Source organism: Bacillus sp. IBL03825, assembly GCF_024712505.1.
In the GTDB taxonomy this organism is placed as follows: Bacteria; Bacillota; Bacilli; order Bacillales; family Bacillaceae_G; genus Bacillus_A; species Bacillus_A wiedmannii.
The window spans coordinates 4,185,171-4,204,699 of record NZ_JAMXKE010000001.1 but is presented as its reverse complement, the minus strand read 5'-3'; the positions used below and the strand labels follow the sequence as shown (position 1 = coordinate 4,204,699).

Here is a 19,529-nt window from a genome sequence, read left to right as displayed (position 1 = left end):
ATACTAATCAAGTAGAGGTGATGATAATATGTCTACTAATGATTATGTTCGCTTTGTGACACAGCAGTTTGTGTCGTACATGGATGCTCCAAAAGAAGATCGTAAACAAAAGAAAGAACAACGCCGTGCTGAAAAAGAGCCATTTATGAATAAGTGGTTTGGTGTTATGCCGCTAAGTGCTGCTTTGTTTTATCGAAACGTAAAAGATAAAAGAAAAAAATCAAGTTAACGATTTCGTAATATGTGTAGCAAAATGAAAATCCCCTAGTAGTATGATGCTACTAGGGGATTTTCATTTACTGTACAGATTCTTTTTCTTCTGTCACTGCATGTATTTTATTGTTTACCCAAACAAATCCAATTCCGATACAAATGGAAATGCCCCACCCAACAGCGGTCATAATCGCTCTCATTTCACCATAGCCATCTACACCGAAAACAGAGATGAAATAAATTTTTAAGAAGCTTTTTAATATAAATTGTAGCCCGAAAAATAGCGTTAAATATTGTAGTGCTGGATAGATACGACTATCACGATACAGTTCACGACTTTTATCACGGTCATGGCCTTGCAATGCGGCAATATCTGCTGCGAAATATAACATAAGTGGTTTTTTTATAAAAATTGTACATATGACGATAATACCGAGTACGATGTGATAATACGCATCGTTCCACAACATTCGTTCAGCTGATCCAGATAATAGGTCTACTGTTGTATTAGAAATGAGTGTAATTAAAATAAAGAACCCTGTCACGTTAAACTGTTTTTCTTTTTTAAAGGTATACAGTGTATAAATAATCCCTGGAACAGAGGAAAGTAACATCGCGTAATAAGGATCGATATAAGGTTTTGCAAATTTCCAAATGAGGAATGGGATTACGAGATAAAAGACAAGATCTAATATAGCTTTTTTATTTTGATTCATATAAATCCTCCTTAAGTCATACATATATTTTATAATATAATTTCTGAAAATTGTATAAGGTTTAATGGGAAAAGAAAAAATATATTAATTTTTGAGGGAGTAGTAGATTAAAAAAATTGCCCCTAGCGTAGTAAGTTTTTTTAGTATATAATAAAGGAAACGCTTTCATTTTTTGGTTTGTTCACAAAATGGACGGAAAATCACATATCTACTATCGATATGTTGCTTTATAATGAAACTAATTAAATATACATGCATACAATATTGTGAAATAAATAACATAAATAATCTATATAAATGTAAACGTTATCAAAATAGAGAGGTGGAGACAATGAGTAAATTTTTCTTCAATCATAATCCAGCAACAGTAGAGGATGGAAGGCTTGTTAAGTATGCTGAAATTATTTATGGAGAAGGTGGCCGTTCTGTATTAGAAAATTTAATGGTGAAGGCATCTATCAGATTGCGTGATCGTTATCCGAATAAATCTGACGAGCAGATCTCGAACCTAGTAAATAAAGGCATCCATGATATGTTTCAAAAATACGTGAGTGAGTAAGTAAGAGTAGCCAATGGCTGCTCTTATTTTTTTGTATAAGGATTGTATCTCTAGCTGAAAATAAGGATGTATTTTGAAAGATATAAAAAGGAGTGATAAAGATGAGCAATGGAATTGGTCGTTCAAAAGAAAATCTTCCAACTGATGCTAATCATGTGAGCGCAAAGGATCGTGCGCATCAAAAACGTATGGCAAAGCAAAAACAACAAGAGCGTAATGGCGATAGAGGATAACTCAAAAAAAGCTCCTTCTAAAACAGAAGGGGCTTTTTAAGAAAGAAAATGATTCGCAGTAACATAAAAGAGTCCGCCGTTAATAATTTGCACTGTAATGCGGGGTTCATATTGTTCTTGCAAGGCTTGCTTTTCAATTTCATAGCTTTCGGGAAGTTCATCACTCTCTTCATAAAAACGATTTAAAAGGTCTAAATCGTGATTCCAGCGCACTCTTGCTTCTTTCGCCCACGTATGGTCATCTTCTGCAATAATATTCTTTAAAGCATCCTCTATACGTTGTAAACCGCTTTGCGGTTTAATGATAGGCGAGAGCGTAAAACAAAAGTCAGGTATTTTCGGTGTAAGTTTAATTTTAGCTAATGTTTCATGAAAGTTTGCAATCATTGTGCCAGAAATGAGATGAATCCCAATGGAGTGAAGGATGTCTTTTTTTCGATCACATTGATAGGAAACCTTTATATTTACACCGAGCCAAGGATGGAGCGGTGTATGCGTTGCCCCGCTATGCCGTACTTCCTCATATAAACGTATGTAAGAGCCTAATTCTTTTGTCGTTTGGAAAATTTGATGAAGACGTGGTGAACCGTAGTGAATAAGCTCACCATCGTTTTCTTCACTTTCTGGATTTGTAAGAAGAGTAAGGCGCATCGGATTCGGTACGCCTCCTGTTTTCTCAAGATAGTGCCAATAAAAAGGACGGTTCATTAATAATTTATCCATCTCAATTGTTAACTGCACATCTAATAGATGAGGGGAGCGCTTTAAAATTTTGCAGTTATTCGCCTCAAAAAAATTGTATAAGTAATTATGAATTTCATGTTGCTGCATAGCCTTGCACCTCAGCTTCATTTCGTTTCGCGAAGTCGATAATAGATGTTAAGTTTTCCATCTTAATTCGGATTTCTCCTTCGCTTTTTGACTGCGCAAAGATTTCTTGAATATGCGCGTCGATGTTTTTCATATTAATTCTCGTTAAAATTTCATCAAGCTCGCCGATAACACGCTCAAATAAATTGATTTTTTCATATAACAGTTTCAAAATATGTTCTTCAACAGTATGTTTTGTAGCTAAGTTATAAATATGAACATCATTCTTTTGACCAAGACGGTGAATACGTCCGATTCTTTGTTCAAGACGCATTGGATTCCATGGCAAGTCATAATTGATCATATGGCTACAAAACTGTAAGTTAATCCCTTCGCCACCAGCTTCCGTTGCAATTAATACTTGTGCGTGGTTTTGGAAAAGCTCCTTCATCCAATCTTTCTTCCCGCGTTTAAACCCGCCGCGGAATGGAACGGAAGAAATACCGTGTTGTTGTAAAAACCATTGTAAATACATTTGTGAAGCTCTATATTCAGTGAAGATAATGACTTTATCGTCAATTTCTTTTATAAGCTCAAGAGCTTTATTCGCTTTTGAGTTGAAAGGAATATGATTAATTTTGTCCATTAGCACATCAATATGTGGGTCCTTTATGTAATGCTCATTTTCTTTCTGCCTTTTTTCCACATGTTTTTTTAATGAGTAGTAAACAGCTTCACGACTACTACACGCTTCCCGTTTTAAAGTTAACGATGAGAAAGCAGATGTGAAGGCATCTTGTCCTCGCCAATTTTCAATACCATTATACAAAGCTTGCTCTTCTTCATTAAACTCAACAAAAATTGTACGTACATGTCTCTTTGGCCAATCAATTCCGGTATTATGACGTCGATTTCGGACCATCACTTTGTTAATAAGAGCTTTTAAATCTTCATCAGATTCGGCGGAACGATTTTTTGAAGCGTAATATTCTTCAAAGTTGGATTGATTGCCTAAATGTCCTGGCTTTAATAAAGAAACGAGGTTGAAAATTTCATCAATCTTATTTTGAACAGGCGTAGCGGTTAATAATAAACAAAATTTCTTTTTTAATCGTTGTGCAAATTCATAGTTTTTTGTTTTATTATTTTTAAGTTTATGTGCTTCATCGATAATAATAAGGTCATATTCTAGGTTCAAAACGATATCGCGATGCGGTGAACGTTTTGCAGTATCAATTGATGATACAATCACATCGGCTTGTTCCCACGAGTAGCTTTTCTTTTGGGCTACAGCTGGAATAAAAAACTTTGTATTTAATTCGTATGCCCATTGTGATACGAGAGAGGCAGGGACGAGTATAAGTACTTTTTTCACAAGGCCGCGGACCATATATTCTTTTAAAATAAGCCCAGCTTCAATCGTTTTCCCAAGTCCCACTTCATCTGCTAGTATCGCTTTACCATTCATTTGTTCAATGACATTTTGAGCGACTTCTAATTGATGAGGAAGTGGTGTGAAATGAGATAAATGTTTCGGTGCTTGTAATCCATCGAAAGTAGGAACAAGTAACGATTTTTCTGTTTTATAAGCTAAATGATATAAATCCCAATTTGTCCAAGGACCATCTTCATTAATTCTATTTAAAAAATTGTTTTGCCACGTTCGATCTACGGAAATATCGACATTCATTACGACTCTCCCACCTTTTATAAACTAAAGTAATTATTAAAAAAATCTTTATTATATAAGCCTTGTAATAAGGCGCTATTACACATACTGAAAGTTAAAGAATAGGCAAAGATAAAGGGTTGAATTTTGAAAGTTGTATTTAATAAGATTAAGAATGAAAAATTCTAAATTATTTTTTATGCTAGAATATTGATGAAATATAGCGAATAATGTTAGGATAATGGTGTGAAATGTGTGGAATCTTTCGTATTTTATCCAAGAAAGTGATTTTTTATTTACGCTTTCATAAAAAAATATAATGAGATTCCGTATATCCTATCTTTTCAGAGTGAAAATGTTTAGATATGGCGAGCAACTTTTATTGATTTGTCAAAGCATAAGGGGGAGAGAGCATGATTACATTACAACGTACACCGTTATTTGATGTATACGCGAAGTATGGTGGAAAAACAATCGACTTCGGTGGTTGGGAATTACCAGTTCAATTTTCAAGCATTAAAGAAGAACATGAAGCTGTACGTACGGCTGCAGGTTTGTTCGATGTATCTCATATGGGAGAAGTTGAGGTAAAAGGTGTAGATAGTTTAGCATTTTTACAACGTGTTGTTACAAATGACGTTTCTACTTTAAAAGTAGGAGGCGCACAATATACAGCTATGTGCTACGAAAATGGTGGTACAGTAGATGATTTATTAATCTACAAACGTGGTGAAGAAGACTATTTATTAGTAATCAATGCATCAAATATCGAGAAAGATTACGAATGGTTAGCTAGCCATGTAATTGGCGATGCGACAGTAGTCAATGTTTCTAGTGAAGTTGCACAGCTTGCAATTCAAGGTCCAAAAGCAGAAGGCATTTTACAAAAAGTTGTGTCAGAAGATTTGAAAGAAATTAAGTTCTTTAAATTTAAAAACGATATTCTTGTAGATGGAATTCCAGCACTTGTATCTCGTACAGGTTACACAGGTGAAGATGGATTTGAAATTTACTGTAAGAGTGAAGATGCTGCAAAACTTTGGGAGAAACTTCTTGAAGTTGGAGCAGAAGAAGGCTTAAAAGCATGTGGTTTAGGTGCTCGTGATACACTTCGATTCGAAGCAACATTACCACTTTATGGTCAAGAATTATCAAAAGATATTACACCGATTGAAGCTGGCATTGGCTTTGCGGTAAAACCAAATAAAGAAGCAGACTTCTTTGGAAAAGAAACGTTAAAAGAGCAAAAAGAAAACGGTGCGCCTCGTAAGTTAGTCGGCATCGAAGTAATCGAGCGTGGAATTCCTCGTACACATTACCCTGTATTTATTGGAGAAGAAAAAATCGGGGAAGTAACGAGTGGTACACAATCTCCAACGTTAAAGAAAAGCATTGGTTTAGCACTAATTGATGTAAAATACGCAGCAGTTGATACAGAAGTAGAAATTGAAATTCGTAATAAACGCGTCAAAGCAGTAGTTGTTCCAACACCATTTTATAAACGTTCAAAGTAACGGGGAGAGGGGTAGATTTCATGTTGCATCGTTATCTTCCAATGACAGAAGAAGACAAAAAAGAAATGTTACAAACGATCGGCGTTCAAACGATCGATGAGTTATTCTCTGATATTCCAGAGAGTGTTCGTTTTAAAGGGGATTTAAAAATTAAAGAAGCAAAATCAGAGCCAGAGCTGCTAAAAGAGTTAACTCAAATGGCTAGTAAAAATGCTAACTTAAAAGAGTACGCTTCTTTCTTAGGAGCAGGCGTATATGATCATTACGCTCCAGTAATTGTAGATCACGTTATCTCTCGCTCAGAATTTTATACAGCTTACACGCCATACCAACCAGAAATTTCACAAGGGGAATTACAAGCAATCTTTGAATTCCAAACAATGATTTGTGAATTAACAGGAATGGATGTAGCAAACTCTTCTATGTACGATGGAGGTACAGCTTTAGCTGAAGCGGCAATGCTAGCAGCTGGCCATACTCGTAAAAAGAAAATTCTTGTATCTAGTGCAGTTCATCCAGAATCAAGAGCAGTACTTGAAACGTATGCAAAAGGTCAACATCTTGAAGTTGTTGAAATTAATCATAAAGATGGTGTAACAGATTTAGACGTATTACAAAGTGAAGTAGATGATACAGTTGCTTGTGTAATCGTTCAATATCCAAACTTCTTCGGACAAGTTGAAAAATTAGCTGATATTGAAAAAATCGTTCATCAACAAAAATCATTATTTATCGTTTCTTCAAATCCATTATCATTAGGTGCATTAACACCACCAGGGAAATTTGGTGCTGATATTGTAATCGGTGATGCACAACCATTTGGTATCCCAACGCAGTTTGGTGGACCACACTGTGGTTACTTTGCAACAACGAAAGCATTTATGCGTAAAATTCCAGGACGTCTTGTTGGACAAACTGTAGATTCAGATGGTAAACGTGGGTTTGTATTAACGTTACAAGCACGTGAACAGCATATTCGCCGTGACAAAGCGACGTCTAACATTTGTTCAAATCAAGCGTTAAATGCATTAGCAGCATCAGTTGCAATGACGGCACTTGGTAAACAAGGTGTGAAAGAAATGGCACGTCAAAATATTTCTAAAGCACAATATGCAAAACGTCAATTTGAAGCGCAAGGCTTCACAGTTACATTTGCTGGACCATTCTTCAATGAGTTTGTTGTGGATTGCAAGCGTCCAGTGAAAGAAGTAAACGATGCATTATTACAAAAGAATATTATCGGCGGTTACGATCTAGGCCGTGATTATAAAGAGCATGAAAACCATATGCTTGTAGCAGTAACTGAGCTTCGTACAAAAGAGGAAATTGACACACTTGTAAACGAAATGGGGGCTATCCAATGAAGAACCAAGACCAAGCACTTATCTTTGAAGTGAGTAAAGAAGGACGCATAGGATATAGCCTACCAACATTAGATGTAGAAGAAGTGAAACTAGAAGATGTGTTTGAGAGCGATTATATTCGAGTAGAAGATGCTGAGCTACCAGAAGTATCTGAACTTGACATTATGCGCCACTATACAGCACTTTCAAACCGTAACCACGGTGTAGATTCTGGATTCTATCCACTTGGATCTTGTACGATGAAATATAATCCGAAAATTAATGAGAATGTAGCTCGTTTCGCAGGATTTGCAAATATTCATCCATTACAAGATGAAAAGACAGTACAAGGTGCAATGGAATTAATGTACGACTTACAAGAGCATTTAATTGAAATTACAGGTATGGATACTGTTACATTACAACCAGCAGCTGGTGCACACGGAGAATGGACAGGCTTAATGTTAATTCGTGCATACCATGAAGCAAATGGTGACTTTAACCGTACGAAAGTAATTGTTCCTGACTCTGCTCACGGAACGAATCCAGCATCTGCAACTGTAGCTGGTTTTGAAACAATTACAGTAAAATCAAATGAACATGGTCTTGTTGACTTAGAAGATTTAAAACGTGTTGTAAACGAAGAAACAGCAGCACTTATGTTAACAAATCCTAATACATTAGGTTTATTCGAAGAAAATATTTTAGAAATGGCAGAAATCGTCCATAACGCAGGCGGTAAATTATACTATGATGGTGCAAACTTAAATGCGGTATTAAGCCAAGCGCGCCCAGGAGATATGGGATTTGACGTTGTGCATTTAAACCTTCATAAAACATTTACAGGTCCTCACGGCGGCGGTGGTCCAGGTTCTGGTCCAGTAGGTGTGAAAGCAGATTTAATTCCGTACTTACCAAAACCAATTTTAGAGAAAACGGAAAATGGCTATCACTTTAACTATGATCGTCCAGAAGCAATTGGGCGCGTAAAACCATTCTATGGTAACTTCGGAATTAACGTTCGTGCATACACATACATTCGTTCTATGGGTCCAGATGGACTGCGTGCGGTAACGGAGTATGCGGTATTAAATGCGAACTATATGATGAGAAGACTAGCGCCATTCTATGATCTTCCATTCGATAGACATTGTAAGCATGAGTTTGTATTATCAGGTCGTCGTCAAAAGAAACTTGGTGTACGTACATTAGATATTGCAAAACGCCTGCTTGATTTCGGTTACCATCCACCAACAATTTACTTCCCATTAAATGTGGAAGAATGTATTATGATTGAGCCAACAGAAACAGAATCAAAAGAAACATTAGATGGTTTCATTGATAAGATGATTCAAATTGCTAAAGAAGTAGAAGAAAATCCAGAAGTTGTACAAGAAGCGCCACATACAACGGTAATTAAACGTTTGGATGAAACATTGGCTGCTCGTAAACCAGTTTTACGTTATGAAAAGCTAGCTCCTGTACAAGTTTAATTAGCATAACAAAGGAAGAACTCGCTATATGCGAGTTCTTTTTTTGTATGGAGAATTTGTGCAGAAATAGTGAAGAAAATGTTAAAAGTTTATATTTTTTGTTTCATATTGGTGTAAAGAAGCAGTTTTATAGGTGATTTTGTTGAAAAAGTCAGTTTGATAAAAGTATTTATTTTTGTTAGAATTTTATTGAAATTAAGAAGATGTAATGAGATAGGAATGACTCATTTTTATGTATATGTGAAAAAACGAGCAAGTTGGGGGTGAAAATGTGGGATATCGGTGTTATAGAATGATATACCATTTAGAAAACGGAAAAACGATTAAAGATGTAAAAGAATTTTGTTATCGAGATCAAGGAAAAGTATTAGAAAGAGTAGCACATCGTGTAATGGATAATAGAGAAGTGACGGCAATTGATAAGCAAGGAACAATCATTTCAATAGCATGTGAGGACATTGTAAAGGTGGAACTTGATTACATAACAGAAAGTTAACCTTGAGTCATATCGAATTATTCGATACAATATACTGTTGAATGGTGACGAGAGAAGAGAGGAGTTTATTATGGGTAGTACAAGACACTTTTATATGTTTATCTTAGCGTTTGTTCTTGTTGTAGCATTAACGATTTATTTAATTGTTGATAGCACTTGGTACAATACAGTTCATCCGGCGTTCCTTCTGTTTATGTATGTAGGAATTGCGGTAGTGAGTTTTGGAATGAGAGATGAGATGTTAGATCGCTTTGAAAAGTGATACATATACGAAAGATCAACAGGAAAATGTTGGTCTTTTTTTCTTGCCAAAAATAGGATGGTGTGTATATACTGTATATACTGTATATATAAGGTATATACAGTATATACACACACTGGAGGAAAACATGAATATTATTATTTCGAATTCTTCCCAAGACCCTATTTATGTGCAAATAAGAAAACAATTAAGCCAGCTTATTTTAAATGGTGGTTTAAAGGGTGGAGACCAATTACCGTCTATTCGTAGCTTAGCGAAGGAATTACAAGTTAGTGTAATTACAACGAAGCGTGCGTACGAGGAGCTTGAAAAAGAAGGATATATAGAAACTGTTGCTGGGAAGGGGACTTATGTTTCACGTAAAAATAATGAACTACTAAAAGAACAGCGGCTACGTCTATTGGAAAGTAAAGCGGAAGAGGTTGTAAATGAAAGTAAAGCGTTGCAGCTTTCACTTGAAGATTTACAGCAGATGATTGCGTGTTTATATGAGGGGGAATAAGAGATGTTAGAGCTAAAAAACGTTTGTAAAAATCATCAAGATTTTGCAGTGAAAAATATAAGTTTTACGTTACCACGCGGATATATTATGGGATTTGTCGGACCGAATGGAGCAGGGAAAAGTACGACGATCAAAATGATTATGAATTTAATTAGAAAAGATAGCGGTGATATAAAAATTTTTGGCAAGGACAATAAAAAAGCCGAGAAGGAAATAAAACAAAATATCGGTTTTGTATATGATGAAAATCATTACTACGAAGATTTAACGTGTGAACAAATGAAACGTATTATTGCACCGCTATATAAAAAGTGGGACGAAGAGCAGTATCAATCGTATATGCATCGATTGCAAGTTCCGAAGTATAAAAAAATTAAAGAATTATCAAAAGGGATGAAAATGAAATTTGCGATTGCAATCGCACTTTCACACCACGCGGAGTTTATCATTATGGATGAACCAACGGCAGGATTAGATCCGGTTGTTCGGAGTGAATTGCTTGATATGTTGCAAGAAATTGTAATGGAAGATGAAGTATCTGTATTATTCTCAACACACATTACAACAGACTTAGAGCGCATCGCGGATTATATTACGTTCATAAATGATGGAGAAATTATATTTACTGGTGAGAAAGATGAATTAATGGAGAACTACGTAATTGTAAAAGGAAGTAATGATTTATTAGATAGAGAAGGAAAAGAATTATTTGTTGGATTACGAAAAAATAAATTTGGTTTCGAAGGTTTAGCAAAGGATAAGCAAGCAATTATCGATTGGTTTGGAAATGAGGTTGTACTAGAAAAACCAACATTAGACGATATCATCGTTTACACCGCGAAAGGGAGAGGTCCCTATGCGTCAGCTCATATATAAAGATTTGTTCTTTTTTAGGGTAACGTGGTTAGTGAATCTAATTGTGCCTCTTGTATTATTTATGTTAGATCCAAGTGGTGAATTGTTATTTTCGATGAGTTGTCTATTTATAACTCTTTCTTCCGTTATGACGTTAACTTTTATGGATGAAAGGAATAACAGTGACATTATTATAAATAGTTTACCGGTAAGCCGAAAGGATATCATAATTGCTAGATATGTTTCCAGTGCAATATTTATTGTTGGTGGCATACTCTCTACGATGTTAGTTGTTTTTCTTGTAAGAGGCATTGTGGTCATTGGTGATATCGGTACCTATCATCCGAATCTATACATTGAAATTCCGTGGTATGAAGTAATAAATGGAGCTGTTTATGCCGTATTTTTTGTTGTAACATTCTTTCCTAGTTATTATGTTACAAGGTCAAAGATAGCACGAAGTATAGTGTCAGGAGCATCAATGGTAGTTGGTGGAATTGCTTGGATATTCATAGGAGATGGATTGGATGAAACAACACCTTCATTCATTGAGTGGATTATGAATCCAGTGCATATCGGTGTATTTATAGTTGGAGGAATTATATTAGCTAGTGTCTATATCGCTTCTATGTTTCTTACAATTAAAATTTATGAAACGCGTGATTTATAGAGAGGGGGAATTCATATGCAACAGTTGATTTTGAAGGAGTTTTTCTTACAGAAGAAGATGTTTCCTTTCTATTTTTTAATACCTATTTTATCCGTTTTTAGAAATTCCGTAGAACCGATGGGGATTGCAATAGGATTATTTATAACATGTAGTACGATTATATATATTTCTTTTTATTATGACGAGAAAAGTAAAACAGAAAAAGTATTAGTGAGTTTGCCTATAACGAGAAAAGAGATAGTTATAGCTAAATATATTTCAAGCTCATTATTTATTATGGCTGGTTTGAGTACAACTTTTATAGTCGTAATATTAGGAAATATTTTATTGAACAGAGACATAGCTATTCCTGGATATGCAATATTTTCAGCAATAGTAGCAACTTTGATTTATTGTGTAGTAACGATACCTACTAATTACATTGGAGGATATAAAGCTATTACTGTCTTGAATGTGATTATGATTTTTCCTTTAATGGGTATGATTGGCCTTATGTGCAATATTTTTGGTGATGAAATAATTATGTTAAAAGTACTCCACTCTCAAGAGGCTACACTAGCAATGAGTGTTCTTGGTATCGGAGTGTTAGTAAGTATAGTCATATCAATGTTTCTCTCAATGAAAATGTTTCAGGAGGCAGAGTTATAGAAGGGACATTTTCATATTAGGAGGGTAAAACATGATCAAGCAATTAGTCTTAAAAGATATGATGTTGCAAAGAAAGTTAGGGTTTGTTGGTTTTATATGCTTGTTTTTCCTTGTAATTGTTGATTTGGGTAGCGACAATTTTCTTATGACGCTTAGCATATCTATACCTATCCTTGGAACAATATGGTCGACGAGTTATGAGGCTAGAAATAAGAGTGAAAAGATATTAAATAGTTTACCACTTCAACGTAAAGAAATTGTCATAGCGAAATACATATTTGTAAGTATTTTAGTTGTTTTAGGTGTGGTTTTCTCACTTTTAGTTGGTCTAATTCAGTTGCAAAATGAACATATAACTGCATTTATGCTGTGGGGAACGATTCTTGGTGGAATAACGGGAGGATTTGTTTATAGCATGATCGTACTTCCGATTGAATTTTCAGTAGAATATAGCAGTACGAAACAGGCCGCTTATTTTATGGGAATCATAATTGGGGGATTAAGTGGAGTGATTGTAAGTAGCGTATGGTTAGATGTAGAGAATGTTTGGAGCACGAGTCTAGTCGTAAATGTTTGCTTTATAGTAGGACTTCTTCTTTTATATATTATATCAATGTTACTCTCAATTAACTTGTATAATGAGCGTGATTTGTGAGGAGAGGGGGAATCACTTTGAAACAACTCATTGTAAAAGATTTCATTATCCAATGGAAATTTTTTATTTGGTACATACTGTATCCTATTTTCTTTTATATGGCCTTAACAGATACGAAAAATTTATTCATAATTATGTCAGTAATTATTACCGTTGGGGCAACAGTAAAAACATTTGAAGCCGATAGAAAAAATGAGAGTGAAGTCATATTAAATAGTTTGCCAATATCGAAAAAACAAATTGTATTTGCAAAGTATATAGTAGCAATTATTATTCTTTTTATAAGTGTAACGGTCGGCTGTTTCGCGATGGGAATGAAGAATGGAGTTAATGTATTTGAATTTATTGAAACGACAGTGGTTACTAGTATTAGTTTTATTTTAGTATATTTAAGCTTTGCATTGCCGTTATCGTTTTGGCTAGCATATAAAAAAATGGTTTTTATTACGATATTAATACTCATAGCACCGATTGTTATTTTCGAGATGATCTTTCAAATCAACCTGGAACAAATTCATCTATACAATAGTTTATTGTTTATTAGTTCAATTTGCATGTTCATAGTATCTATCTTCGTTTCAGTAAAATTGTATGAGAAGAGAGAATTTTAAAAGGTGCCATATAAGGCACCTTCTTTAATAACGACAATATGAAAGTAAGAGTTTATAAACAGAGAGGCTATTCGGTACAACATCTTTTGGAGTATGTAATATAAAGCTGAAAACGATAACGAGAATGAGAAAGAGGAAAAATAAAAATAGGATCTGCTTATGTATAGAATTTTGCATATTATTCACTCCTTTTTTAGGTAGTATGTCCAAAAGAAAGGAGTGTATGAAAAATTTTAGGAGGGAGAATGATGAACAAAAGAAAATGGTTATATAGAATAGGAGTACTTTTATTTTCAATCGGTCTCATATTAGCAAATTTTTACTCAGATATACCATCACCAATTCCTAATTTGCATAAAGGAATTGGTGTAAGTATTGTTATAATTGGTCTTCTTTGTCTTATCGCATCAAACTTCTACAGGAAGTCTGAATGAATATAAAAAAGGACAGTTACTCTTTTTCAGAAGTAATGTCCTTTTTAAATAATTTATTCCATAGTTTGGCGATACTCCATATAATGACGATTGCAATGGAGGCAATAACTGACCAAGCAATAGATGCAATTTCAAGTGCCATGCTAGGAAGGAAGGTAAGAATGGATACTACTTTATGAAACAACCATTCTATTATATGAAAACTGATTTGTAATAGAATGACAATTCCAAGTGTAATCCATGCTAACATTTGTTTTCCTTTTTCTTTCCACATGACATTCACCTCACGTTAGCTTAATAGTTTTAAGCCAACAGCGCCGCATAGAATGCAACTTAAGAAGGCAAGACGACGCCAATCCGCTGATTCGCGGAAAATAAGAATACCTAGAAGTGCACTTCCCGCAGTTCCGATTCCAGTCCAAATCGCGTAAGCAGTTCCCATCGGTAACGTGTTCATCGCAAGGGATAAGAAGAAGAAACTTACGCCGAAGTTAGCGATTAAAATAACTTTTGGTGCCCAGCCTTTCTTTTCAGTGGCTACTTTCATAAAGAGTACACCAATAATTTCACAAATACCAGCTAGAATTAAAAATAACCAAGCCATTTTATGCGGCCTCCTTCGCTTCTTTTTCTTCTGTTACTCGTTTTAGCCCAATTACTCCGAAGAAGATTAAACCAATTAATAGAACTTTTACAATAGAGAAAGGTTCTCCGAAGACGAAAATCTCTGTAAGAACGATCCCACCAGCTCCAATTCCTGTAAAGACTGCGTATACAGTGCCGACAGGTAAATCTTTATAGGCTCTAAATAATAAGACGAAACTAATTGTAATTAATAACGCAACACCAGCCCATTCGAGTGGTGCCTCCGCTTTTTTAAGTCCAATCACCCAAAAGATTTCAATAATACCAGCTATGATTACATAAATCCATGCCATATGTCATTTCTCCTTCCTACCAGTCGTTAGTTAAAGGGCTTAAAAACGACGCATTGCAAAGGAGCAATCCGTCAGTTTGAAAGACCTCGCCAAAATACTTGCCAAGAGGCGTTTAAACGAGTCTCAAAGCGATTTAAACCTGCAAATAGTAGTTCAACCATAAGTCCGTCCAGTAAGCATAGAAAAGCTTCTAGAGCGTCTTTTACTTCAATGTTATGCAGTTCACTTTGCTCGTTTGCCTGTTTAAATATAGGGAATAAAAGTTTTCCGACGTTTTCAATGTGTGCATTCGCTTTTTCGATAATTTGTACGCGGAATGCATCAGGCGGAAAATAGGAAGTTCGTAACCAAAACATTGATTCTTCACTTTCACCAAATCGTTTTGCGTAGCCCTTTAGTAACTGTAAGAGCAATTCTTCAGTAGACGAATTTGAAAATTTTTCGATATCGTCTGTGAAGCTCTGTAAATCTTTTTGAAGAGCGGATTCTAAGCATATAAAATATAGCTCTTCTTTTCCTTTAAAGTGTGCGTAAATCGATGGTTTTTTAATCCCGACTTCTTGAGCAATATTTGCCAATGAAGTTCCTTCATAGCCGTAGCGTGCGAAATGAGAAAGTGCTACAGCTTTAATGCGGTTTGCTGTCATTTTCATCCCCTACCTACCGTTCGTTAGGTTCATTATATGAGATGGGAAATATAAAGTCAATAGGTGAAGAGCTGAAAAAGAGCGCTATAGGTAACGCTCTTTTTTCAGACAGTATCTCGCTCAATTAAATGGAATGAAAGCTCTTCTGCATTCCCGGCAATTTGCTCGCTTTGGATTTGTTTATGGAATAAAGAAAAAGCATGTGAGCCCATTGTAAGGCCGGGATGCTCAATTGTTGAAATTTCTAACGCCTTTGAAATTTCATGATTATCAAATCCAAGGATAGCAAGTTCTTCAGGGACTCGAATACTATGCTTTCGCGCCTCTGTTAATAAACCAGCTGCAACTTGATCGTTCGCTGTAAAAATAGCGGTTGGGCGATTTTTCATGTTTAAAATGCGATGAAGTATTTTTGCACCATCCTGCATCGTATAGCATTGATGAAAAATCCAATCTGGATGTACCGTTTTACCTTCGTTATGAAGCGTATCAGCAAATGCTTTTTCGCGCTCCATAGAATTTGCACTCGTTTTTCTTGCTAAACAGATTCCGATTTTTTCATGGCCTTTACTGAGTAAATAGGCAGTGCCGAGACGGAAGCCTTCATAGTGATCTACGTAGACGGATGAAATGAGGGGATGCTTCATCTTTTCACATGAAATAATAGGGGCAAATTTTGCGAAAGGTTCAATTTGTTCCCAAGAACTCGTTCGAGAGCAAATAATCATTCCATCGAATTGTTTCATTTTCATCATTTCAAGAACACGAATCTCTTCGAGGCTATCGTAATTTGTTTGACATAAATTAATGTGATATCCAGCTGCTAACGCTTCGTTTCCGATTCCTTCAATAATGGTACTGAAGTATGGAAGATTAATGAAGGGGAGCATAACCCCGATTGTATATGTTTTTCCCTTTATTAAATGAATAGCATTTATATTTTTTGCATAGTTCAATTCTTCAACAGCATCTAGAACACGCTTACGTTTTTCTTCTTTTACGTAAGGGTGATTATTAAGGACGCGGGAAACAGTTGATATGGATACACCAGCGGTTTTTGCAATTTGTTTTATATTGGCCATATGTATCACCTCTTTCCTTTATTATAAAGGGAAAATAATAAGAATGAAAAAATCTTGACCTGAAAAGCTTTTCACAAACTATGTTATAAGTAAGGCTTCTTTTTATTCGCGTAACCTTTTTATTTGGGCGTAAGAATGATAGGGGGCTTTTTTGCGTCTATAAAAGAAGTTTTGTCAAAATGTGTGAGAATAACGTGGAAAGTTTTCAAAGGGGGAGTTTGTTAATGAAGCGAATATGAATAGCATATAAACACTTCATTCATAAAGATAGCGGTATGAAAGGGCGGAAACAAATTGAAAAAAAGAATCATTTGTTTCGTGTTTTCTAGTCTAGTGCTAAGTTCATGTTCGTTTCAGCAAACGATGCAAGAAGAAAAAAACTTTGTGGGAACAACAGGGGGAGCTATGGATCGTGTTACGGCTCCTATTCCACTAAAGGAGCTTCCGAAATATTTTCCAGTGAAATTTAAAGTTCCGGCGTTTTTACCGTATGACATTACGAGTGATGTGAAGGGGGAAGTCAGAACGATTGGGAAGAAGAACGCTGTCTTAATGATTAAATATAAACAGCAGGAGCCAGGTAGAAATGAGTATATTGAGTTAAATGTTGCAAACTTTCCTTATAGTTTTCCGGATCTCGTGGAAGAGAAGCGATTTCAAGAACAAATGAAATTGAATAGTGGAGCATTCTCTTATTTTAAAAATAAGGATGACTCTGGGCGAGGAGATGAATTCGCTACGCTTATTTGGAAAGAGAAAGGACTTGAATATCAGCTGCTGTATCGTAATGTGCAAGAGAATGATAAAGATGTGATTAAGCAAAATTTAGTATACATTGCGAATAATATGGAATGAAAAAACTAGCTGAATGATTCAGCTAGTTTTTGTATGTTATTATTTCTTTTTAATTTTTCCAGTCCACGTTTTGAATCCACCTTGTAATTGGTAGAAATCTTTGTAGCCTTGTTTCTTTAAGTATTGAGCTGCACGACCAGTACGGAATCCGCTTTGGCAGTATAAGTAAACTGGTTGATCTTTGCGAAGTTCTTTATGACGAAGGCGAATTTGTGATAATGGAATGTTACGTGCGCCTAAAATATGTCCTGCAGTATATTCGTCTGCTTCGCGAATATCGATAAGCTGTGCTTTGCGGTAGCCAGCGCGAAACTCTTCTTCTGAAAGTGTTTTAATTAATTTTCTCTGATAGAAATACATCCATACAGTGTAGCCGATGAACGCTACGATTACGGCTAATAAAATAATCCAAGTTGTTGACACGGTTCTATCGCTCCCTTTTTTCTTATCCTACTTTCAATATTATAATGCCCGTATGTATTTATGCAACAGATTCATTTGCATATAAGAAGAAATTTCGTATTCTTTCACAAATTTTGTCGAATTTGGTAGACTAGAGAATGTGAAAAATAATTGGTTATATGAGGTGCAGGATGGGAAAAGAAAAATGGTGTTATATTAACTCTGGTCAATGTTCACCGGCATTTAATATGGCGTTAGATGAATGTTTATTAAATTGGCAAAGTGAAAAGAAAATGCCACCAACCATTCGTTTTTATGAATGGGAAGTACCAACATTAACAGTTGGGTATTTCCAGCGTGTTGAAAAAGATATTAATATGGATGTAGTTAACGAAAAGAAATATGGATTCGTTCGTCGTCAAACAGGCGGCAGGGGTGTACTACATGATAAAGAATTAACGTACAGTGTTATTGTGTCTGAAGATCATCCAAATATGCCAAAAACAGTTACAGAAGCGTATCGTATTATTTCGCAAGGTTTATTAGACGGTTTTAAGGCATTAGGATTAGAAGCATATTATGCAGTTCCAAAAACAGAAGCAGACCGTGAAAATTTAAAAAATCCACGTTCAGGAGTATGCTTTGATGCACCGTCTTGGTATGAAATTGTAGTAGAAGGAAGAAAAATCGCAGGTAGTGCTCAAACACGTCAAAAAGGTGTGATTTTACAGCACGGATCGATTCCGTTAGAAATAGATTTAGATGAATTATACGATCTGTTTTTATTCCCGAATGAACGTGTAAAAGAGCGTATGAAGAGTATGTTCTCTTCTAAAGCGGTAGCAATTAATGAATTAACAGACCGTACGTTTACAATCGAACAGTTAATTAAAGCGTTTGAGGTTGGGTTTGAAAAAGGATTAGATGTAGAGCTTGTTCCGTATGAATTAACAGAAGAACAGTTACATGAAGTGCAAACATTAGCAAAAGAGAAGTATGAAAGTAAGGAATGGAATTATAAAAAATAAGAGGTGGCAATTGCCACCTCTTATTTTTTATAGTAAATTAAGTACTTTTTCTACTTTGATTCCTTTATCTTGTAAAGAACGAAGGCGATTTACAACGTCCATAATTTCTTTGTCAAATGTAACGCTAATACCTTGGCTTTGTAGTTCTTTTTTTAAGCTTTCAATAGAATCATCTATGTCGATGCCAAGCTCGTAATCTTGACAAACTTCAATTGTCTTTTTCACAAGTTTAACATAATTTTCTTGTAGTTTTGTATTTGTTTCAGTCAAAGCAGGTTGCTTCGGTTTTGCAGGAGCGACCGGTGCTGTCTCTTGCTTTGTAACTGGAGTTGGTGCTGCTTTTTTCACAGGTGCTGGAGTAGATAGTTCCACAGCTGCTTCTACACTTACTGGCTTCGGTGTCGGTACCGGAGTAGGTTTAGGTGCTGCAGGTGTTTCTACTCGCGTAACAGGTTTTGGAGCAGGTGCAACTGCTTTTGGAGCTTCTACAACAGTTTCTTCTTGCTCAGCAGCTTCTTTATTCTCTTTGCTCCACATAACGCGTTCAACTTCTAGAGAAACATTATTTTTGTTCATCGCTGTTAATGTAACTTTACCAACTTCAGCGTTCCCAGTGAAATCAACAATTTTATAAATAACACTCTTGTTCCAATCCACGTTTCCGCTCAAAAATAATTCTTCGTTACATTTCGGCGTTAAGCCCTCGATTTTAATTTCTGCGTTTACACCGTTTTCACTATATACCATAATTAGCGAAGCATTTACATCTTCGTCTGCTAACATTAGTTCACGTACCATTTTGCCGGTGCGTACTTGCGTTTTCTTCTTAACTGACATTTAATTTCTCCTCTCAAAAATTCAGTAATAATAAAAAAATCGTATAACGAAAAATAA

At 35.4% G+C, this 19,529-nt stretch carries 27 protein-coding genes and 1 pseudogene; 17 read left to right on the top strand and 11 right to left on the bottom strand.

The window, feature by feature from the left end; genetic code table 11:
* The first annotated feature begins 28 nt into the window (after window positions 1-28).
* Window positions 29-229, top strand: coding sequence for a YqzE family protein (locus tag NHG49_RS21535; RefSeq protein WP_000106080.1), 201 nt, complete (start codon window positions 29-31; stop codon window positions 227-229).
* A gap of 67 nt (window positions 230-296) precedes the next feature.
* On the opposite strand, the gene NHG49_RS21530 is transcribed toward NHG49_RS21535, so the two are convergent.
* A complete protein-coding gene (locus NHG49_RS21530; RefSeq protein WP_001073110.1) occupies window positions 297-929 on the bottom strand; it encodes a VC0807 family protein in 633 nt (210 codons plus the stop codon).
* 140 nt (window positions 930-1,069) lie between these two features.
* Window positions 1,070-1,187, bottom strand: a pseudogene (locus tag NHG49_RS21525) (GTP pyrophosphokinase).
* Window positions 1,188-1,260: 73 nt separating this feature from the next.
* Here NHG49_RS21525 and NHG49_RS21520 point away from each other — a divergent pair.
* Together NHG49_RS21520 and NHG49_RS21515 are read left to right on the top strand one after the other, a co-directional pair.
* Window positions 1,261-1,488: a hypothetical protein gene (locus tag NHG49_RS21520; RefSeq protein ID WP_000032702.1), complete on the top strand. Its 228-nt coding sequence runs from the start codon at window positions 1,261-1,263 to the stop codon at window positions 1,486-1,488.
* 101 nt (window positions 1,489-1,589) lie between these two features.
* Window positions 1,590-1,721: a hypothetical protein gene (locus NHG49_RS21515; protein WP_000064661.1), complete on the top strand. Its 132-nt coding sequence runs from the start codon at window positions 1,590-1,592 to the stop codon at window positions 1,719-1,721.
* Window positions 1,722-1,757: 36 nt separating this feature from the next.
* Here the strand turns inward: NHG49_RS21515 and NHG49_RS21510 are convergent, their stop codons facing one another.
* Both NHG49_RS21510 and NHG49_RS21505 read right to left on the bottom strand, forming a co-directional pair.
* Window positions 1,758-2,552, bottom strand: coding sequence for a YqhG family protein (locus NHG49_RS21510; RefSeq protein WP_064474811.1), 795 nt, complete (start codon window positions 2,550-2,552; stop codon window positions 1,758-1,760).
* On the bottom strand, window positions 2,539-4,221 hold the full coding sequence (locus NHG49_RS21505; RefSeq protein WP_001100048.1) for a DEAD/DEAH box helicase: 1,683 nt from the start codon (window positions 4,219-4,221) through the stop codon (window positions 2,539-2,541). The genes NHG49_RS21510 and NHG49_RS21505 overlap by 14 nt, the downstream gene beginning before the upstream one ends.
* Window positions 4,222-4,613: 392 nt before the next feature.
* Between NHG49_RS21505 and gcvT the strand changes: the two genes are divergently transcribed.
* The 12 genes from gcvT to NHG49_RS21445 all read left to right on the top strand — a co-directional run bounded on the left by gcvT (window position 4,614) and on the right by NHG49_RS21445 (window position 13,683).
* Complete coding sequence (gene gcvT, locus NHG49_RS21500; RefSeq protein ID WP_000631766.1) at window positions 4,614-5,714, top strand: glycine cleavage system aminomethyltransferase GcvT; 1,101 nt, start codon at window positions 4,614-4,616, stop codon at window positions 5,712-5,714.
* A gap of 20 nt (window positions 5,715-5,734) precedes the next feature.
* Window positions 5,735-7,078, top strand: a complete 1,344-nt coding sequence (gene gcvPA, locus NHG49_RS21495) for an aminomethyl-transferring glycine dehydrogenase subunit 1 (protein ID WP_000903245.1) — start codon at window positions 5,735-5,737, stop codon at window positions 7,076-7,078.
* Window positions 7,075-8,550 (top strand): aminomethyl-transferring glycine dehydrogenase subunit 2, encoded by a 1,476-nt coding sequence (gene gcvPB, locus NHG49_RS21490; protein ID WP_064474812.1) that lies wholly within the window; start codon window positions 7,075-7,077, stop codon window positions 8,548-8,550. Before gcvPA ends, gcvPB begins: the two co-directional genes overlap by 4 nt.
* Window positions 8,551-8,842: 292 nt before the next feature.
* Window positions 8,843-9,046, top strand: a complete 204-nt coding sequence (locus NHG49_RS21485; protein WP_000639160.1) for a DUF3929 family protein — start codon at window positions 8,843-8,845, stop codon at window positions 9,044-9,046.
* 70 nt (window positions 9,047-9,116) lie between these two features.
* Window positions 9,117-9,308 carry a hypothetical protein gene (locus NHG49_RS21480; protein ID WP_000535935.1) on the top strand — a complete coding sequence of 64 codons (192 nt, stop codon included), beginning with the start codon at window positions 9,117-9,119 and terminating at the stop codon, window positions 9,306-9,308.
* A 127-nt stretch (window positions 9,309-9,435) separates the two neighbouring features.
* Window positions 9,436-9,810: a GntR family transcriptional regulator gene (locus NHG49_RS21475; protein WP_001021362.1), complete on the top strand. Its 375-nt coding sequence runs from the start codon at window positions 9,436-9,438 to the stop codon at window positions 9,808-9,810.
* A gap of 3 nt (window positions 9,811-9,813) precedes the next feature.
* Entirely contained in the window at window positions 9,814-10,686 is an 873-nt protein-coding gene (locus tag NHG49_RS21470; RefSeq protein ID WP_064474813.1) for an ABC transporter ATP-binding protein, read from the top strand.
* The gene (locus tag NHG49_RS21465) at window positions 10,667-11,335 is read left to right on the top strand and encodes an ABC-2 transporter permease (protein ID WP_002143120.1); all 669 of its coding nucleotides are present in this window, start codon (window positions 10,667-10,669) and stop codon (window positions 11,333-11,335) included. The genes NHG49_RS21470 and NHG49_RS21465 overlap by 20 nt, the downstream gene beginning before the upstream one ends.
* 15 nt (window positions 11,336-11,350) lie before the next feature.
* Entirely contained in the window at window positions 11,351-11,983 is a 633-nt protein-coding gene (locus tag NHG49_RS21460) for an ABC-2 transporter permease (RefSeq protein WP_064474814.1), read from the top strand.
* 31 nt (window positions 11,984-12,014) lie between these two features.
* Window positions 12,015-12,638: an ABC-2 transporter permease gene (locus tag NHG49_RS21455; RefSeq protein ID WP_044737751.1), complete on the top strand. Its 624-nt coding sequence runs from the start codon at window positions 12,015-12,017 to the stop codon at window positions 12,636-12,638.
* A gap of 17 nt (window positions 12,639-12,655) precedes the next feature.
* Entirely contained in the window at window positions 12,656-13,249 is a 594-nt protein-coding gene (locus NHG49_RS21450; protein WP_064474815.1) for an ABC-2 transporter permease, read from the top strand.
* Window positions 13,250-13,497: 248 nt separating this feature from the next.
* The gene (locus NHG49_RS21445; protein WP_064474816.1) at window positions 13,498-13,683 is read left to right on the top strand and encodes a hypothetical protein; all 186 of its coding nucleotides are present in this window, start codon (window positions 13,498-13,500) and stop codon (window positions 13,681-13,683) included.
* A gap of 16 nt (window positions 13,684-13,699) precedes the next feature.
* Here NHG49_RS21445 and NHG49_RS21440 read toward each other — a convergent pair whose 3' ends face one another.
* The 5 genes from NHG49_RS21440 to NHG49_RS21420 form a co-directional block, all read right to left on the bottom strand.
* A complete protein-coding gene (locus tag NHG49_RS21440; protein WP_064474817.1) occupies window positions 13,700-13,957 on the bottom strand; it encodes a DUF3975 family protein in 258 nt (85 codons plus the stop codon).
* Between the two features lie 15 nt (window positions 13,958-13,972).
* Complete coding sequence (locus NHG49_RS21435; protein ID WP_046956356.1) at window positions 13,973-14,287, bottom strand: DMT family transporter; 315 nt, start codon at window positions 14,285-14,287, stop codon at window positions 13,973-13,975.
* A gap of 1 nt (window position 14,288) precedes the next feature.
* Window positions 14,289-14,621 carry a DMT family transporter gene (locus NHG49_RS21430; protein ID WP_000312344.1) on the bottom strand — a complete coding sequence of 111 codons (333 nt, stop codon included), beginning with the start codon at window positions 14,619-14,621 and terminating at the stop codon, window positions 14,289-14,291.
* Window positions 14,622-14,692: 71 nt separating this feature from the next.
* Window positions 14,693-15,274, bottom strand: a complete 582-nt coding sequence (locus NHG49_RS21425) for a TetR/AcrR family transcriptional regulator (protein WP_002107720.1) — start codon at window positions 15,272-15,274, stop codon at window positions 14,693-14,695.
* Between the two features lie 98 nt (window positions 15,275-15,372).
* Window positions 15,373-16,350, bottom strand: coding sequence for a LacI family DNA-binding transcriptional regulator (locus NHG49_RS21420; protein ID WP_064474818.1), 978 nt, complete (start codon window positions 16,348-16,350; stop codon window positions 15,373-15,375).
* A 318-nt stretch (window positions 16,351-16,668) separates the two neighbouring features.
* On the opposite strand from NHG49_RS21420, the gene NHG49_RS21415 reads away from it, so the two are divergent.
* On the top strand, window positions 16,669-17,205 hold the full coding sequence (locus tag NHG49_RS21415; protein ID WP_258126879.1) for a DNA polymerase III subunit delta: 537 nt from the start codon (window positions 16,669-16,671) through the stop codon (window positions 17,203-17,205).
* A 39-nt stretch (window positions 17,206-17,244) separates the two neighbouring features.
* Here the strand turns inward: NHG49_RS21415 and NHG49_RS21410 are convergent, their stop codons facing one another.
* Window positions 17,245-17,628, bottom strand: coding sequence for a rhodanese-like domain-containing protein (locus NHG49_RS21410; RefSeq protein ID WP_000108656.1), 384 nt, complete (start codon window positions 17,626-17,628; stop codon window positions 17,245-17,247).
* 170 nt (window positions 17,629-17,798) lie between these two features.
* Here NHG49_RS21410 and NHG49_RS21405 point away from each other — a divergent pair, with 170 nt between their 5' ends.
* Entirely contained in the window at window positions 17,799-18,635 is an 837-nt protein-coding gene (locus NHG49_RS21405; RefSeq protein WP_000514071.1) for a lipoate--protein ligase family protein, read from the top strand.
* Window positions 18,636-18,662: 27 nt separating this feature from the next.
* Here NHG49_RS21405 and NHG49_RS21400 read toward each other — a convergent pair whose 3' ends face one another.
* Window positions 18,663-19,472 (bottom strand): hypothetical protein, encoded by an 810-nt coding sequence (locus NHG49_RS21400; RefSeq protein ID WP_064474819.1) that lies wholly within the window; start codon window positions 19,470-19,472, stop codon window positions 18,663-18,665.
* Window positions 19,473-19,529: the final 57 nt, after the last annotated feature.

What these genes read in the sequence shown, in the direction of transcription:
- NHG49_RS21475 (WP_001021362.1), top strand. Translation starts at nt 9,436, where the DNA reads ATGAATATTATTATTTCGAATTCTTCCCAAGACCCTATTTATGTGCAA.
- NHG49_RS21465 (WP_002143120.1), top strand. Translation starts at nt 10,667, where the DNA reads ATGCGTCAGCTCATATATAAAGATTTGTTCTTTTTTAGGGTAACGTGG.
- NHG49_RS21515 (WP_000064661.1), top strand. Translation starts at nt 1,590, where the DNA reads ATGAGCAATGGAATTGGTCGTTCAAAAGAAAATCTTCCAACTGATGCT.
- gcvT (WP_000631766.1), top strand. Translation starts at nt 4,614, where the DNA reads ATGATTACATTACAACGTACACCGTTATTTGATGTATACGCGAAGTAT.
- gcvPB (WP_064474812.1), top strand. Translation starts at nt 7,075, where the DNA reads ATGAAGAACCAAGACCAAGCACTTATCTTTGAAGTGAGTAAAGAAGGA.
- NHG49_RS21480 (WP_000535935.1), top strand. Translation starts at nt 9,117, where the DNA reads ATGGGTAGTACAAGACACTTTTATATGTTTATCTTAGCGTTTGTTCTT.
- NHG49_RS21455 (WP_044737751.1), top strand. Translation starts at nt 12,015, where the DNA reads ATGATCAAGCAATTAGTCTTAAAAGATATGATGTTGCAAAGAAAGTTA.
- NHG49_RS21420 (WP_064474818.1), bottom strand. Translation starts at nt 16,350, where the DNA reads ATGGCCAATATAAAACAAATTGCAAAAACCGCTGGTGTATCCATATCA.
- NHG49_RS21405 (WP_000514071.1), top strand. Translation starts at nt 17,799, where the DNA reads ATGGGAAAAGAAAAATGGTGTTATATTAACTCTGGTCAATGTTCACCG.
- NHG49_RS21535 (WP_000106080.1), top strand. Translation starts at nt 29, where the DNA reads ATGTCTACTAATGATTATGTTCGCTTTGTGACACAGCAGTTTGTGTCG.
- NHG49_RS21510 (WP_064474811.1), bottom strand. Translation starts at nt 2,552, where the DNA reads ATGCAGCAACATGAAATTCATAATTACTTATACAATTTTTTTGAGGCG.
- NHG49_RS21530 (WP_001073110.1), bottom strand. Translation starts at nt 929, where the DNA reads ATGAATCAAAATAAAAAAGCTATATTAGATCTTGTCTTTTATCTCGTA.
- NHG49_RS21400 (WP_064474819.1), bottom strand. Translation starts at nt 19,472, where the DNA reads ATGTCAGTTAAGAAGAAAACGCAAGTACGCACCGGCAAAATGGTACGT.
- NHG49_RS21520 (WP_000032702.1), top strand. Translation starts at nt 1,261, where the DNA reads ATGAGTAAATTTTTCTTCAATCATAATCCAGCAACAGTAGAGGATGGA.
- NHG49_RS21430 (WP_000312344.1), bottom strand. Translation starts at nt 14,621, where the DNA reads ATGGCATGGATTTATGTAATCATAGCTGGTATTATTGAAATCTTTTGG.
- NHG49_RS21460 (WP_064474814.1), top strand. Translation starts at nt 11,351, where the DNA reads ATGCAACAGTTGATTTTGAAGGAGTTTTTCTTACAGAAGAAGATGTTT.
- gcvPA (WP_000903245.1), top strand. Translation starts at nt 5,735, where the DNA reads ATGTTGCATCGTTATCTTCCAATGACAGAAGAAGACAAAAAAGAAATG.
- NHG49_RS21435 (WP_046956356.1), bottom strand. Translation starts at nt 14,287, where the DNA reads ATGGCTTGGTTATTTTTAATTCTAGCTGGTATTTGTGAAATTATTGGT.
- NHG49_RS21505 (WP_001100048.1), bottom strand. Translation starts at nt 4,221, where the DNA reads ATGAATGTCGATATTTCCGTAGATCGAACGTGGCAAAACAATTTTTTA.
- NHG49_RS21440 (WP_064474817.1), bottom strand. Translation starts at nt 13,957, where the DNA reads ATGTGGAAAGAAAAAGGAAAACAAATGTTAGCATGGATTACACTTGGA.
- NHG49_RS21485 (WP_000639160.1), top strand. Translation starts at nt 8,843, where the DNA reads ATGATATACCATTTAGAAAACGGAAAAACGATTAAAGATGTAAAAGAA.
- NHG49_RS21445 (WP_064474816.1), top strand. Translation starts at nt 13,498, where the DNA reads ATGAACAAAAGAAAATGGTTATATAGAATAGGAGTACTTTTATTTTCA.
- NHG49_RS21470 (WP_064474813.1), top strand. Translation starts at nt 9,814, where the DNA reads ATGTTAGAGCTAAAAAACGTTTGTAAAAATCATCAAGATTTTGCAGTG.
- NHG49_RS21425 (WP_002107720.1), bottom strand. Translation starts at nt 15,274, where the DNA reads ATGAAAATGACAGCAAACCGCATTAAAGCTGTAGCACTTTCTCATTTC.